Annotated in this window: 11 protein-coding genes and 1 tRNA gene; 9 read left to right on the top strand and 3 right to left on the bottom strand. The window is 72.2% G+C overall.

Translation table 11 applies throughout. The annotated features are described in order from the left end of the window. Positions 1-28: 28 nt before the first annotated feature. From RH861_RS02665 to RH861_RS02695, 7 genes are all read left to right on the top strand, one after another. Complete coding sequence (locus RH861_RS02665) at positions 29-1,339, top strand: LCP family protein (protein WP_310519632.1); 1,311 nt, start codon at positions 29-31, stop codon at positions 1,337-1,339. 86 nt (positions 1,340-1,425) lie between these two features. Next, positions 1,426-1,514 (top strand) — tRNA-Ser (locus RH861_RS02670). A 135-nt stretch (positions 1,515-1,649) separates the two neighbouring features. Continuing rightward, positions 1,650-2,108, top strand: coding sequence for a hypothetical protein (locus RH861_RS02675; RefSeq protein WP_310519633.1), 459 nt, complete (start codon positions 1,650-1,652; stop codon positions 2,106-2,108). 171 nt (positions 2,109-2,279) lie between these two features. Next, on the top strand, positions 2,280-4,487 hold the full coding sequence (glgX, locus tag RH861_RS02680) for a glycogen debranching protein GlgX (protein WP_310519634.1): 2,208 nt from the start codon (positions 2,280-2,282) through the stop codon (positions 4,485-4,487). Beyond that, positions 4,484-6,880 (top strand): malto-oligosyltrehalose synthase, encoded by a 2,397-nt coding sequence (treY, locus tag RH861_RS02685; protein WP_310519635.1) that lies wholly within the window; start codon positions 4,484-4,486, stop codon positions 6,878-6,880. Before glgX ends, treY begins: the two co-directional genes overlap by 4 nt. Beyond that, positions 6,877-8,628, top strand: a complete 1,752-nt coding sequence (gene treZ, locus RH861_RS02690; protein ID WP_310519636.1) for a malto-oligosyltrehalose trehalohydrolase — start codon at positions 6,877-6,879, stop codon at positions 8,626-8,628. The genes treY and treZ overlap by 4 nt, the downstream gene beginning before the upstream one ends. Positions 8,629-8,697: 69 nt before the next feature. Continuing rightward, positions 8,698-9,825 (top strand): hypothetical protein, encoded by a 1,128-nt coding sequence (locus tag RH861_RS02695; protein ID WP_310519637.1) that lies wholly within the window; start codon positions 8,698-8,700, stop codon positions 9,823-9,825. A 21-nt stretch (positions 9,826-9,846) separates the two neighbouring features. Here RH861_RS02695 and RH861_RS02700 read toward each other — a convergent pair whose 3' ends face one another. The 3 genes from RH861_RS02700 to RH861_RS02710 all read right to left on the bottom strand — a co-directional run bounded on the left by RH861_RS02700 (position 9,847) and on the right by RH861_RS02710 (position 12,562). Beyond that, a complete protein-coding gene (locus tag RH861_RS02700) occupies positions 9,847-10,158 on the bottom strand; it encodes a hypothetical protein (RefSeq protein ID WP_248597943.1) in 312 nt (103 codons plus the stop codon). 62 nt (positions 10,159-10,220) lie between these two features. Next, positions 10,221-11,162 (bottom strand): non-homologous end joining protein Ku, encoded by a 942-nt coding sequence (ku, locus tag RH861_RS02705; RefSeq protein WP_310519638.1) that lies wholly within the window; start codon positions 11,160-11,162, stop codon positions 10,221-10,223. Between the two features lie 50 nt (positions 11,163-11,212). Further along, complete coding sequence (locus RH861_RS02710) at positions 11,213-12,562, bottom strand: glucose-6-phosphate dehydrogenase (protein ID WP_310519639.1); 1,350 nt, start codon at positions 12,560-12,562, stop codon at positions 11,213-11,215. 163 nt (positions 12,563-12,725) lie between these two features. On the opposite strand from RH861_RS02710, the gene RH861_RS02715 reads away from it, so the two are divergent. Both RH861_RS02715 and RH861_RS02720 read left to right on the top strand, forming a co-directional pair. Continuing rightward, on the top strand, positions 12,726-13,223 hold the full coding sequence (locus RH861_RS02715; RefSeq protein ID WP_310519640.1) for a hypothetical protein: 498 nt from the start codon (positions 12,726-12,728) through the stop codon (positions 13,221-13,223). Positions 13,224-13,313: 90 nt separating this feature from the next. Then, entirely contained in the window at positions 13,314-15,803 is a 2,490-nt protein-coding gene (locus tag RH861_RS02720; RefSeq protein WP_310519641.1) for an ATP-dependent DNA ligase, read from the top strand. Positions 15,804-15,829: the final 26 nt, after the last annotated feature.

Here is a 15,829-nt window from a genome sequence, read left to right on the forward strand (position 1 = left end):
TTCGACGAGCCGAGAGGAGATCCCCGGAGTGAGCCGCCCGCGAACCACTCGTGGCGCCGACGACGCGCCGGCGATCGCCCGCCACGGCCGTCTGCGCCGGAACGGCGTCTGGGGCACGGTCGCGAAGGCGACCGCCTCGGTGCTCGCCGTCGTCCTCGCCTCGGGCACGGCCGTCGCCGCGTACGCCGCGTTCGACCTCGCCGCGACCGCCAAGCCGACGATCGAGCTCGGCAACGAGTCGGCACTCGACGGCATCCCCGACGTCGGCGCCATCGAGGGCGGCGTGAACCTGCTCATCATCGGCAGCGACAGCCGCGAGGGCCAGGGCGACGGATTCGGCGACCCCGACCTCGAGACGAGCGTGCTCAACGACGTCAACCTGCTGCTCCACATCTCGCAGGACCACACGCACGCGTCCGTCGTGAGCTTCCCGCGCGACATGCTCGTCGACGTGCCCGCGGGCTGCACCGACCCCGAGACGGGTGAGGAACTGTGGGAGCAGTACGGCGTCAAGCTCAACTCGGTGCTCGACTACGGCGGGATGCCGTGCGTCGTGAAGACCGTCGAGGACCTGACCGGCGTCACGGTGCCGTTCGCCGGCATCGTGCAGTTCATGGGCGCGGCGGCCATCTCGGAGGCCGTCGGCGGTGTCGAGGTGTGCGTGGCGGAGCCCATCGAGGACGAGCACACCGACCTCTACCTCGCTGCCGGCTCGCACGAGCTGAAGGGCCTGCAGGCGCTGCAGTTCCTCCGCACGCGCTACGGCGTCGGCGACGGGTCCGACCTCGGCCGCATCTCCAACCAGCAGGTCTTCATGTCGGCGCTCGCCCGCGAGCTGCAGTCGAACGGCACGCTCACCGATCCGGCGAAGATGTACTCGATCGCCAAGGCGGCGCTCGACAACATGCAGCTGTCCAACTCGCTCGCCGAACCGACCAAGATGGTCTCGATCGCCAAGGCGGCGAAGGACATCGACCTCGCCAAGATCGCGTTCGTGCAGTACCCGACCGCATACTCCGAGGACTGGAGCGCGGTGATGCCGACCGACTCGGCCGAGGCCGTCAACCTCGCCCTCCAGCAGGACGTGCCGATCGTGCTCGACCCGACCGCGCTCGAGGACAACTCGTACGCGTCGGTCGGCGACCCGAACGCGCCCGCGCCCGAGGCTGCGCCCGAGACCGCGACCGAGACCGGTGACGCGGCGACGGGTGAGGCCGAGACGGGCGAGACCGGCGCGGCCGCGCCCGAGCCCGCCGAGCAGGCCCTGCCCTCCGACGTCACCGGCCAGACCGCCGCCGAGACCCGCTGCTCGGCCGGTCGCACGCTCGCCGACCAGTAGGCCGCCACGCGGCATCCGTGCCCGAATCGCCAACGCAGCGGATGCCGGTTATGATGGCAGTCGCGTGCGCCTTCGGGTTCGCGCATGGAGACGTCGCATAGTCCGGTCGAGTGCACCACCCTGCTAAGGTGGAGTCCCCGTAAGGGGACCGCGGGTTCAAATCCCGCCGTCTCCGCTCGATGAGAGGCCGCCCCGAGGGGCGGCCTTCGTCGTATCCGCACGGCTCGGGGCCGTCGGGCGCAACCCCCCGGGCCCTGTCGGTGCCGCTGAGTAGACTCCATCTGTTTCACGAGAACACGGAGGAATACGCATGCGACGCATCGCCATGCCTGCCGCACTGGTCTTCGCCGGTGCCCTGGCCCTGTCGGGTTGCGCAGCCGAGGGCGGCGGAGACACCGCCGGCTCGAGCGGCGACACCTGCACCACGGTCGCGAGCGAGGTGCGCGACGTCTCGAACGGCGTGCAGAACACGCTCGCATCCGCGTCGTCGACCGACGAGATCGAGTCCTACCTGAGCGACGCGCAGTCGCGGGTCGACGCCGCCGTCGAGGAGGCGGGCGACGACGACGACCTGAAGTCCGCCGTCGAGGACTTCAAGAGCGAGCTCGACGCGGTCGGCGAGTACGCGGGCGGCCTCACGGAGGCACCGACCGAGGATGACCCGTCGGTCACCGCGATCGAGCAGGACCCGGAGGAGCTCGCCGAGCGCCAGACCGCCGTCCAGGAGGCGGCCGGCGAGGTCACGGCCGTCTGCGGCGAGGACCGCTAGCCGATCCGCGAACCACGACCGGCGCGGGCCGGGTGCGATACCGCATCGACACCCGGCCCGCGCCGTCCCGTCGTCTCGGCGCTGCCCGAACCGGATCATCCGGTTTCGGCGCCGTACGATGCACCGCGCGCTGGCGCCTACGATGACCTGAAGCTGACCGTTGGGGGATGCATGCACACCTGGCCCGGTTCCACCTACCCGCTGGGGGCGACGTTCGACGGCAACGGCACGAACTTCGCGCTCTTCAGCGAGGTCGCCGAGAAGGTCGAACTGTGCCTGTTCGACGACCGCCGTCGCGAGACGCGGGTCGAGCTCATCGATGTCGACGCCTACATCTGGCACGCCTACCTCCCGCAGGTGCAGCCCGGCCAGCGGTACGGCTACCGCGTGCACGGACCGAACGACCCCGGCCAGGGGCTGCGCTGCAACCCGAACAAGCTGCTGCTCGACCCCTACGCCAAGGCGGTCGACGGCGAGCTGGACTGGAACCAGTCCCTGTTCGGGTACCAGTTCGGCAAGCCCGAGAAGCGCAACGACGACGACTCCGCGAAGAGCATGATGCTCGGCGTCGTGACCAACCCGTTCTTCGACTGGACCGGCGACCGTCACCCGCGCACCCCGTACGCCGCATCCTTCATCTACGAGGCGCACGTGAAGGGCCTCACCGAGACGCTCCCCGGCATCCCCGACGAGCTCCGCGGCACGTACGCCGGCATCGGGCACCCCGCCGTCATCGACCACCTCGTCAAGATCGGCGTGACGGCGATCGAGCTGATGCCGGTGCACCAGTTCGTGAACGACGGCACCCTCCAGGAGAAGGGCCTGTCGAACTACTGGGGCTACAACACCATCGCGTTCTTCGCGCCGCACAACGCCTACGCCTCGACCGGGCAGCGCGGCGAGCAGGTGCAGGAGTTCAAGGGGATGGTGAAGTCGCTCCACGCGGCGGGCATCGAGGTCATCCTCGACGTGGTCTACAACCACACCGCCGAGGGCAACCACCTCGGCCCGACCCTCTCGATGCGCGGCATCGACAACGCCGCCTACTACCGCCTCGTCGACGACGACAAGCGGTACTACATGGACTACACCGGCACCGGCAACTCGCTGAACGTCGGCCACCCGCACTCGCTGCAGCTGATCATGGACTCGCTGCGCTACTGGGTGCTCGAGATGCACGTCGACGGCTTCCGCTTCGACCTCGCCTCGACCCTCGCCCGCGAGTTCTACGAGGTCGACAAGCTGTCGACCTTCTTCGAGCTCGTGCAGCAGGACCCGGTGGTCTCGCAGGTCAAGCTCATCGCCGAGCCGTGGGACGTCGGTCCCGGCGGATACCAGGTGGGCAACTTCCCGCCGCAGTGGACCGAGTGGAACGGCAAGTACCGCGACACCGTGCGCGACTTCTGGCGCGGCGAACCCGCCACCCTCGGGGAGTTCGCCTCGCGGTTCACCGGCTCCGCCGACCTGTACGAGCACTCGGGGCGCCGACCCGTGGCATCCATCAACTTCGTCACCGCGCACGACGGGTTCACGCTGCGCGACCTCGTCTCGTACAACGAGAAGCACAACGAGGCCAACGGCGAGGACAACAACGACGGCGAATCGCACAACCGGTCGTACAACCTCGGCGTCGAGGGGCCGACCGACGATCCCGAGATCCTCACCCTCCGCGCGCGGCAGCAGCGCAACCTCATCACGACGCTGCTGCTGTCGCAGGGCGTGCCGATGCTCCTGCACGGCGACGAGCTCGGGCGAACCCAGCAGGGCAACAACAACGTGTACGCGCAGGACAACGAGCTGAGCTGGATCGACTGGGAGCACGCCGACCAGCCGCTGGTCGAGTTCACCGCGGCGGTCGCGAAGCTCCGCGCCGAGCACCCGACGTTCCGGCGCAGCCGGTTCTTCGACGGCCGGCCCGTCCGGCGCGGCGAGGGCGACCCCGTGCCCGACATCGTCTGGCTGCGTCCCGACGGCTCGACCATGGAGCCCGAGGACTGGGATGCCGGGTTCGGCAAGGCCATCGGGGTGTTCCTGAACGGCGAGGGGATCCGCGAGCGCGACCGGCGCGGCGAACGGATCGTCGACCGCCACTTCATCGTGCTCTTCAACGCCCACGACGACACGGTCGAGTTCCGGATCCCGATGCACGAGTTCTCGCCGGAGTGGGAGGTCGTCATCGACACCGCCGGCAAGCGGGCCGATGCGGGGCCGATCGAGCCGGGCGAGGCGATCGCGCTCGAGCAGCGGTCGATGATGGTGCTCTGCCAGCGCGACCCGGAGCCGGACGAGGTCGACCACTCGGTCGCGGCGTCGCTGTCGGCGATGGCCGGTGCCGCCACCAGCGAGGGGTCGCCCCCGAAGGCCGAGGCCGGCGCGTGAGCCGGGCGCCGCGGCGCGCGCCGCGCTCGACGTACCGGCTGCAGGTGAGGCCGTCGTTCGACCTGCACGACGCGGCATCCGTCGTCGACTACCTCGACGCCCTCGGCGCCGACTGGGTCTACCTGTCGCCGATCCTGCCCTCGCGCGCGGGCTCCGACCACGGCTACGACGTCGTCGCGCACGACCGGGTCGACCCGGCGCGCGGCGGCGAGGCGGGCCTCGAGGCGGTGGCGGATGCCGCGCACGCTCGCGGCCGCGGCATCCTGGTCGACATCGTCCCGAACCACGTGGGCGTCGCGGATGCCGCGCAGAACCCGGCCTGGTGGAGCCTGCTGCAGCACGGGCCCGAGTCGCCCCACGCCGACACGTTCGACGTCGACTGGGCGCTGACGGGCGGCCGGGTGCGCCTGCCGGTGCTCGGCGGCACGGTCGAGGAGGCGGCCGCCGCGGGCGACCTGCGGGTGGAGCACGGCGAGCTGCGGTACTTCGAGCACCGGTTCCCGCTCGCGCCCGGCTCGGCCGATGACGGCGCCGACGCGCTGACCGTGCACGGGCGACAGCACTACGAGCTCGTGAACTGGCAGCGCGCCGACGCCGAACTCAACTACCGGCGCTTCTTCGCGGTGAACGAGCTCGCCGGCCTCCGCGTGGAACGCCCCGACGTGTTCGACGGCACGCACGCCGAAATCGTCCGCTGGGTGCGCGAGGGCCTCGCCGACGGGCTGCGGGTCGATCACCCCGACGGACTGGCCGCGCCGGGGGACTACCTCGACCGACTGGCCGACGCGACCGACGACGCCTACGTGCTCGTCGAGAAGATCCTCGAGGGCGACGAGCCGTTGCCGCCGCACTGGCGCACCGACGGCACGACCGGCTACGACGCCCTCGCCGACGTCGACCGGGTCCTGGTCGACCCGGCGGGGGAGGCCGCGCTCGACGCCCTCGACGCCCGCCTCCGCGCCGAGACCGGCATCGACGGCCCGACCGACTGGCACGAGCTGATCCACGGCACCAAGCGCGGTATCGCCGACGGCATCCTCCGCAGCGAGGTGCTCCGGCTCGAGCGGATGCTGCCCGACCCCCGAGCGGCCGATGCCGCCGACGCGCTCGCGGAGCTCCTGGCGTGCTTCCCGGTCTACCGCTCGTACCTCCCGGCCGGCCGCGAGCACCTCGACGAGGCCGCGCGGCTCGCGCGCGAGCACCGGCCCGACCTCGCGGCATCCGTCGATGCGCTGCTGCCCGTGCTCGCCGACCCGACCCATCCGGTCGCCGTCCGGTTCCAGCAGACGAGTGGCATGGTCATGGCGAAGGGCGTGGAGGACACGGCGTTCTACCGCTTCACGCGCCTCGGATCGCTCACCGAGGTCGGCGGCGACCCGTCGGAGTTCGCGATCGACGTCGCGGCCTTCCACGCCCGCCAGGTGCGGCGGCACGCGGCGTGGCCGGACTCGATGACGACCCTTTCGACCCACGACACGAAGCGCGGCGAAGACGTCCGCGCCCGCATCGACGTGCTCGCCGAGATCCCGGAACGCTGGTCGCTCGAACTCGACGGGCTGCGCGCGACGGCCGGTTCCACCGGCGACGGCCCCTTCGACGCCCTGCTCTGGCAGGCGATCGTCGGAGCGTGGCCGCTCGAGCGCGAACGGGCGCACGCCTACGCCGACAAGGCGTCGCGCGAGGCATCCGTGTCGACGCACTGGACCGCGCCCGACGAGGCGTTCGAACGGCGCATGCACGAGGTCATCGACCGGGCGTTCGACGTGCCGGCCGTGCGCGAACGCCTGGACGCGTTCGTGGCGTGGCTCGCCCCCGCCGGCTGGTCCAACTCGCTCGCGGCGAAGCTGCTGCAGCTCACGATGCCCGGCGTGCCCGACGTCTACCAGGGCAGCGAGCTGTGGGAGACGAGCCTCGTCGACCCCGACAACCGCCGCCCGGTCGACTTCGACCTGCGGCGGAGCCTCCTGCACGAGGTCGACGCCGGCTTCGAGCGGGGGGAGCTGCCGGACGTCGACGGGACCGCCGCGGCGAAGCTGCTCGTCACCTCGCGCGCCCTCCGGCTGCGGCGCGACCGCCCCGAGTGGTTCACGAGGTACACCCCGCTCGAGGTGGTCGGCGACGCGGCACGGCACGCGGTCGCGTTCGATCGCGGCGGCGCCACCACCGTCGCCACGCGACTCCCCGTCGGCCTCGCCCGGCGTGCCGGGGGCGACCGCGTGGCATCCGTCGGCCCCGAGGCTTGGGGCGACAGCGCGGTCCTCGTGCGGCGGAATCCGCTGCGTGACGCGCTCACCGGCCGGCGGTTCGACGGCGGCCGGGTGCGCCTCGCCGACCTGCTCGCGACCTATCCCGTGGCCCTGCTCACCCCCGCCGAACCCGAGGAGACCCGATGACCGTGGAGCTCTGGGCGCCCATCCCGCAGCGGGTGGTGCTCCGCCGGCCCGGCCACGACGACCTGCCGATGCGGCGCGACGACGCCGGTCACTGGCGCGCCGACGTCGACCTCGCCGTCGGCGACGAGTACGGCTTCGTCCTCGATGACGACGACCGGGCCCTGCCCGACCCGCGGTCGCGCCGCCAGCCGCGCGGCGTCCACGACCTCAGCGCGGTCGTCGACCTGGGGGCGCACGAGTGGGCGGATGCCGCGTGGCCGGGCCGCGAGCTCGCGGGCGGGGTGATCTACGAGCTGCACCTCGGCACGTACACGCCCGAGGGCACCCTCGACTCCGCCATCGACCGCCTCGACCACCTCGTCGACCTCGGCGTCGACTTCGTCGAGCTGTTGCCCGTGAACGCGTTCAACGGCACCCGCAACTGGGGCTACGACGGCGTGCTCTGGTACGCCGTCCACGAGGGGTACGGCGGGCCGGCCGCCTACCAGCGGTTCGTCGACGCGTGCCACGCGCGCGGCCTCGGCGTGATCCAGGACGTCGTGTACAACCACCTCGGCCCGAGCGGAAACTACCTGCCGCGGTTCGGACCCTACCTGCGCGCGGCCGAGCGCAACACCTGGGGCGACTCGGTGAACCTCGACGAGTCCGAGGTGCGCCGCTACATCGTCGACAACGCGATGATGTGGCTGCGCGGCTTCCACGTCGACGGCCTGCGGCTCGACGCGGTGCACGCCCTGCGCGACGGCTCCGAGCGGCACATCCTGCAGGAGCTGGCGGAGCACGCTGACGCGCTCTCGGCCGAGCTCGGCCGGCCGCTCACGCTCATCGCCGAGTCCGACCTCAACGACCCGAAGCTGATCACCCCGCGCGACGCCGGCGGCTACGGCCTCACCGCGCAGTGGAGCGACGACCACCACCACGCCATGCACGTCGCGCTCACGGGCGAGACGGCGGGGTACTACGCCGACTTCGCGTCGCTCGACGCGCTCGTGAAGACGACGACGCGCGGGTTCTTCCACGACGGCACCTTCTCGTCGTTCCGGGGCCGCGACCACGGCTTCCCCATCGACCCCGCGACGCCCACGTGGCGCCTCGTCACGTTCACGCAGGACCACGACCAGGTGGGCAACCGCGCGACGGGCGACCGCATCTCGCAGACCCTGTCCGAGCCGCGGCTCGCGATCGCGGCGGTCCTGAACCTCACGACGCCGTACACGCCCATGCTGTTCATGGGCGAGGAGTGGGGCGCGTCGACGCCGTGGCAGTTCTTCACGTCGCATCCGGAACCCGAGCTCGGGCGGGCGACCGCCGAGGGCCGCATCGCGGAGTTCGCGCGCATGGGCTGGGACGAGTCGGTCGTGCCCGACCCGCAGGACCCCGAGACGTTCCGCCGGTCGAAGCTCGACTGGGCCGAGCCGACGGATGGCGCGCACGCCCGCCTGCTCGACCTGCACCGGCGCCTGATCGCCCTCCGCCGCGCGCGGCCCGAGCTCACCGACCCGGCGTTCGGCCACACGAGCGCCTGGGCGGATGACGCGACCAAGCGGTTCCGCATGGAACGCGGCGCGCCCGGCGCCCCCGAACGCGTCGTCGTGCTGGCGAACCTCGGTCCCGACGCGTGGCAGGTCGAACTCGGCGAACCCGCGAGCATCCTGCTGACCACGGGGCCGGCGCTCGCCGACGAGGTCCCCACCGACGGGGTGCTGGCGCTGCCCGCCGAGTCGGCGGCCGTCCTGCTCGTGCACTGATCGGGAGGGCGGCGCGACTCGGGGGCACCCCTGAGGACGACGTCGGGACCGGCCCCCTACTGTTCGGCCATGGACACCCTTCACCACGAGCGCTCCTCCGGAGACGCCCGCACCATGACCCGGCGCCCGACGACGATGCTCGGCATCGTCGTCATCGTCGGCGCACTCGCGTTGAGCGCGTGCGCCGGTCTCCCGTCCGCACCTGCAGCGACGACGGATGCCGCTCCGCCCCCGACCGAGACGGCCACGCCGGCCCCGACGCCGGTGCCCGGATCGGTCGCGCCGGAGTCGCGCTACGACCTCGACTGCGACGACCTCGTCCCGGCGGACCTCGTGGCCGCGCTCATGGGCGATGCGGTCGGTCCCGCCGACCCGCTCGCGACGGCCGCGAGCGCCGGACCCTCGATTCCGCGCATGACGTCCGTCGTCGCCATCGGCGGCCTCGCGTGCGAGTGGAGCAACGGCGAGCCCAACAACAGCCAGTTCGGCACCAACCCCGCGTACGTCGGGCTGCTCGTGACGGTGGTCCCGATGCCGGATGCCGGTTGGTCGTCCCGCGCGACGAAGTACGGGATGCCGCAGCCGGGGGAGCGGTGCGAGGCGAGCTTCTGCTCGATGACCCGCGCGACGGCCGACGCCTGGATCGCCGCGGAGAGCCGCCTCGGTGAGGAGGTCGCCGCCGACTCGGCCGCCGCCGCCGCGGTCGCAGATGCCGCGGCCGCCGCGATCGACGCGGCGAGCCCGTCGGCCGCTCCGACGCAGCCCGACTCCGCCATCCCGACGGAGTGCGAGGCGCTCGTGCCGACCACCGCCGTCGAGTCGCTCACCGGGACGAGCGGTCTCGTCGCCACCACGTCGGCCGGGGGCTGGAGCGAGTGGGCCGAGGCCATGTCGATCGCGGGGAACGGCTGGTGCCGGTGGACGGCTCCCGACACCGAGGAGTCGGTGGCCGCCGTCTCGTGGATCCGCGGCGGTCGCTGGGCCGCCGACCGCCTCGACGAGGCGGGGGCGCTCGTGCCGGCGGGATCCGACCCGGCGCTGGGGCTCACTGCACTCGACCGCGCGCTCCTGCGATGCACCGAGTACACGTGCACGGTGGACCTCGTCGTGGGCGCGGACTGGCTCCAGGTGCAGTCCGACGACGAGGGCCAGGCGGTCGCGATCGCGCGCGAGGTCGCCGCGGGACTCCTCGGCTGATCCGGAACGGCCCGGTCGGACTCAGCTCCGACCGGGCAGGTTCAGCTCGTCGGGGTCGACCTCGACGTCGCCGGCGTCGTCGGGGCCACCGGTGCCCGGCACCGCGCGGATCTGCGACTCGTCGACGTCGTCGGCGACCCGGTCGGGGACGGGGTCGGACTGTTTGGCCGCCGTCTCGTTCTCCGAGCTCGGGCTCGTGCGCTCGTCGTCGGGATTGGTGTTCGCGCCGGGGATGTCGTCACCGGACCCGCTCGTGTCCGCGCGGGGCGGCGGCGGGCCGTCCTCGCCCTCGCCGGCGGCGAAGCGCGAGAGGATGTCGTCGTTGTCGCTCATGGCGCCACGCTACGTCGGCGCGGTCGCGAGGGCACAGGGGTTGACGCTCCCGGAGCGGGCCGTCAGCCCGCCTTCTTCGACGTCCGGCGCTTCGCCGCGGGCTTCTCCTCGTCGTCGCCCTTCGACGAGCCCTTGGCGGCGCCCTTGGCGGTGGACTTCCGCGCCGCGGGCTTCTTCGCGGGCTTCTTCTCCGCGTCCTCGTCCTCGGCGGCGCCTCCGCCCCCGCGCTTCGCGGCGATGGACTGCCGCAGGGCCTCCATGAGGTCGATGACCTCGCCGCCCTCCTCCTCGGGCTGCTCGCCGAAGGTGGCCGCGGTGTCGATCGCGTCGCCCTGTTCGAGCTTGGCCTGGATGAGGGTGCGGAGTTCGTGCTGGTACTCGTCGACGAACTCCTCGGGGTCGAAGTCGCTCGAGAGGCTCTCGATGAGCTGCTTCGACAGCTCGAGCTCCTTCGACGTGATCTTCGCGGGCTCGTCGAGCGCGGGGAACTTCGCCTCGCGGACCTCGTCGCTCCACCGCAGCGTCTGCACCATGAGCACGTCGCCGAACACGCGGAGCGCCGCGAGCCGCGTCTTCTGCCGCAGCGCCATCCGCACGACCGCCGTGCGCTCGGTGGACTCGAGCGCCTCGCGCAGCAGCACGTACGCCTTGTTCGACGCCGAGTCGGGCTCGAGGTAGTAGCTGCGGTCGAACATGATCGGATCGATCTGCTCGGTGGGCACGAACTCGACGACCTCGATCTCGCGGCTGCGCTCGGCGGGCAGCGACTTCAGGTCCTCGTCGGTGATGATGACGGTGCGGTCCCCGTCGTCGTACGCCTTGTCGATGTGCTGGTACGGCACGACCTCGCCGTCGATCTCGCACACGCGCTGGTAGCGGATCCGCCCGCCGTCCTTGTCGTGCACCTGGTGCAGGGACACGTCGTGGTCCTCGGTGGCGCTGTACAGCTTGACGGGCACATTGACCAGGCCGAATGTGACCGCCCCTTTCCAGACGGCTCGCATGCTCCAAGTAGACACCCAGGATGCCGCGAGCGGTACCCCTTGCGGTGCGGCTACCACCCGTCCGGGCCGGTCGAGCCGGCCGGATACGCCTCCAGCGGCACCCGGCCCGCGCGCCAGGCCTCCAGCACGGGTTCGACGATCCGCCAGGACTCCTCGGCGACATCCCCGCGGATGGACAGCGTCGGATCGTCGTTCAGGATGCCCTTCAGCACCTCGCCGTACGGCAGCAGCGCCCCCGGCACCTGCTTCGCCACGAGTGTGGTCTGCTCCAGCACGAACGGGTCGCCCCCGCCGTTCATGGTCAGCCCGACCTCGACCTCGCCGGAGCGGAGATCGAGCTCGATCCAGTCCGAGTGCGGCCGCCCCTCGAGGCCGTCGATCGGCGCGGCCGGCCGGAACACGGCCCGCGCGACCTTGCGGGCACGCCCGAGGGCCTTGCCGGACCGCAGCACGAAGGGCACGCCGCGCCAGCGGTCGGCATCGACCTCGACGACGACCTCCGCGAGCGTCTCGGTGCCGAGTCGCGGATCGACGCCGGGCTCGTCCGCGTAGCCGGGGAGGTCGCGGCCCGCCACCTCGCCCGCGGTGTACCGGGCACGACGGCTGGCGGTGACCGGATCGTCATCACGCACCGCGGTCCTGCGCAGGACCTCGGCCACGGCGTCCCGAAGAGCCACCTCGTCGACCCGGTCGATCGGCTCCATTGCCACGAGCGCGAGGACCGCGAGCAGGTGGCTCTGCACCATGTCCACGAGGGCGCCCGCACGGTCGTAGTAGCCGGCTCGGCCCTCGAGTCCGAGCGTCTCGTCGTAGACGATCTCGACGCGCTCGATCGCGCCGCGATTCCAGACGGGCTCGATCAGGCGGTTCGCGAACCGAGTGCCGAGGATGTTCAGTACCGTGGCCCGGCCGAGGAAGTGGTCGATGCGGTAGACCTGCCGCTCGGGCACGATGCGGGTGAGGAGTTCGTTGAGCGCCCGGGCGCTCTCCCGGTCGGTGCCGAACGGCTTCTCGAGAGCGAGGCGCAGGTCTTCGGGGGTGTCGATCGCCTCGAGTGCGAGGCAGACCCGCGCGGTCACGGCGGGCGGCAGCGCGAAGTAGACCACCGGCACCGCGGCGCATTCGTCGAGGAGTCGGCTGAGCGCCTCCGGGTCCGTCGCGTCGGCGCGGAAGTACCGCGTCGACGCGAGGAGCGGCATCCGTCGCCCTTCGGGCACCGCACCGAGCGCGCTCGCGACGAGGCCGCGCCACGTGTCCTCGTCGAGATCGCGCAGGCCCGACCCGACGACCTCGAGATCGAGGTCGTGAGCGGCGAGCAGTGTCCCGAGTCCGGGCAGCAGCAGCCGGCTCGTGAGGTCGCCGTCCGCGCCGAGGATGAGCAGTGTCGCCGAAACCGTCATGAGGTCACGCTAGAACCGATCGCTGCCCCGGGCCTGCGATCGGTCCGGGGTTGACAGGGTGCGCTCCACTCCCGCGAGGAGCAACCCCCTTGAACTCCGCGCCGTCGCCGGGTTGCGTGGAATCGTCCGACCGCACGTCACCCCGCCGAAGGAGGGCCGCCCGATGACGACGCCACCGTACCCCAGCCCGTCTCCCAAGACCCGACTGCGTCGCGCCGCCGCCGCGCTGATGGCCGCCACGGCCCTCGCCTCGATGTCCGGGTGCGCGATGACCGGGGGTGAGGAACCGCTCCCGCCCGAGGAACTGGAGGCGATCGCGCTCGGTGCGAACGGCGAGGCCGGCGACGTCGCAGCGCGGAGCATCGTCATCGTCGCGGCCGACGAGGGCGAGCCGGGTCGACTGCTCGGTACGGTCTTCAACCGCGGAGACGACGCCGTGGAGGTCGAGCTGAGTGACGCCGACGACTCGGTCCTGGTCGAGATACCCGCGGGCGATCTGGTCGCTCTCGAGGAGCAGGAGTTCCTGATGCAGACGGTCGAGCAGATCCCCGGCTCCTACGTGGAGATCACGCTTGCGGCCGGCGGCGAGGAGGTCACCCTCCAGGTCCCGGTCCGCGACGGTAGCCTGGAGGCGTACGCGCCGTACCTGCCAGAGGGATGATCCCGTCCCGCGACCACGCGAATCGGTCCCCTCGAGGGCATTTTCGCGTGAGTCGGCGTGAGGGTGAGACAGGCGCGGCAGGATGGGGTCATGGCGCAGGGCCCGTACCAGATGGTCGACGTCGACGGACGGCGGCTGCGCCTGACGAGCCTCGACAAGGTCATGTACCCGGAGACGGGCATGACCAAGGGCGAGATGATCGCGTACTACGCCGAGATCGCCCCGGCGATGCTGCCGCACATGGCGGGCCGGCCGATCACGCGCAAGCGGTGGGTGAACGGCGTCGGCACGCCGCGGCATCCGGAGCAGGCCTTCTTCGAGAAGCAGCTGGAGGAGCACGCGCCGGAGTGGATCCGCCGGGGCGTGCAGCACCACAGCGACGGCGACAAGTCGTACCCGATGGCCGACAGCCGGGCGACGCTCGTCTGGTTGGCGCAGATGGGCGCGATCGAGCTGCACGTGCCGCAGTGGCGGTTCACGCCCGCGGGCGACCAGGGCAACCCCGACCGGATGGTCTTCGACCTCGACCCGGGCGAGGGCATGGGGCTGCCGGAGTGCGCGGAGGTCGCCCGGATGGTCCGCGGCATCCTCGCAGGCATGGGGCTGGACGCGGTGCCCGTCACGAGCGGCAGCAAGGGCATCCACCTGTACGCCGCGCTCGACGGGTCGCAGACCTCGGACCAGATCTCCGCGGTCGCGCACGAGCTGGCGAAGGCGCTCGAGGCCGACCACCCGGACCTCATCGTGTCGAGCATGAAGAAGAGCATCCGCGCCGGCCGGGTGCTCATCGACTGGAGCCAGAACAACGGGAAGAAGACGACCATCGCGCCGTACTCGCTGCGGGGCCGGTTCCGCCCCACCGTGGCGGCGCCGCGCACGTGGGAGGAGCTCGACGACCCGGAGCTGCGGCACCTCGAGGCCGACGAGGTCGTCGCCCTCGTCGCCGAGCGGGGCGACCCGATGCTGGCGGTGACGCAGGCGTCGGCCGAGGGCCCGCTCAGCACGTACCTGTCCATGCGCACCGCGGGCGCGACCCCCGAGCCGATGCCCGAGTCGCCCTGGGGCGTCGCGAACGACGGGGACCCGCGGTTCGTGATCCAGGAGCACCACGCCCGCCGACTCCACTACGACCTGCGGCTCGAGCGGGACGGAGTGCTGAAGAGCTGGGCGGTGCCGAAGGGCGTGCCCGAGACGGCCCAGCGCAACAGCCTCGCCGTGCAGACCGAGGACCACCCGATGGAGTACCTCGTCTTCGAGGGCACGATCCCCGACGGACAGTACGGGGCGGGCTCGATGACGGTGTGGGACACCGGCACGTACGAGACCGACAAGTGGCGCGACGACGAGGTCATCTTCACGCTCTCCGGTCGGGTCGGCGGTCCGCTCGGCCGCGTGCGGCTCGCGCTCATCCGGACCGAGGGCGAGGGCGAGAAGAGCCAGTGGCTGCTGCACCGCATGAAGGAGCAGCAGCACGCGGCGTCGGCCGCGGAGCCGACCCGGGCCGAGACGGAGCCCGCCGCCCGGGCCCCGGTCGCCGACGCCGCGCCGCCGGCCGCCCGCCGGCTGCGGGTCCGCGGCGGGTCCGCGCCATCCGCTCGACTTCCGGCCGTGCCGAAGCCCATGCTGGCGACCTCGGGCACCGTCGGCCGCGTGACGGGCGACGACTGGGCGCTCGAGTGGAAGTGGGACGGCATCCGCGTGATCGCCCAGGTCGAGGACGGCGAGACCCGGCTCGTGAGCCGGAACGGCATCGACGTCACCGCCACCTACCCGGAGCTCGCCGAACTCGCACGCGTGCTCCGCGCCGACGCGGTCGTCGACGGCGAGATCGTCGCGCTCGACGAGGCCGAGCGGCCCGACTTCGGGCTGCTGCAGCGACGCATGAACCTGTCGAAGCCGCGCGAGATCGAGGCGGCCGCGGCATCCGTGCCGGTCGTGCTGCACCTGTTCGACGTGCTCGAGGTCGCGGGCACGCCGACCGTCGACGAGCCCTACGAGCGGCGGCGCGAGCGACTCGAGCGGCTCGTGCGGCGTCGCGACGACGTCCCGGTCGACCTCCCGGCCGGCGTCGGGATGCCGCCCGAGGAGGCGCTCGAGGAGGCCCGTCGCCGCGGCCTCGAGGGCCTCGTCGCCAAGCGCCGCCGCTCGACCTACCGTCCCGGGGCGCGCAGCGACGACTGGGTGAAGGTCAAGCTCTCGCGCACGCAGGAGGTCGTGGTCGCGGGGTACCGGCGCGGCGTGGGCGGCCGTGCCGGTCGCATCCGCTCGCTGCTGCTCGGCGTGCCGACGGCAGATGGCGGATGGCGCTACGCGGGACGGGTCGGTTCGGGCCTGCGGGAGCGCGACGCCGAACGCCTGCTCGACCGGCTCGACGGGATGACCGTGCCGGAGCCGCCAGTGCCGGGCGTGCCGGGCGAGGACCTCGTCGACGCCGTCTGGGTGCGACCCGAGCTCGTGGGCGAGATCGAGTTCGGCGAGTGGACGCGCACTGGGGTCGCGCGACACCCCAGATGGCGCGGGCTGCGACCCGACAAGCGGCCGGAGGACATCCGGCTGGAGGAGCCGCAGAACGGCGCCTGAGATCGTTCACGGGAACGCGGTTGACC

It is taken from the genome of Agromyces indicus (assembly GCF_031432295.1).
Classification (GTDB): domain Bacteria; phylum Actinomycetota; class Actinomycetes; order Actinomycetales; family Microbacteriaceae; genus Agromyces; species Agromyces indicus.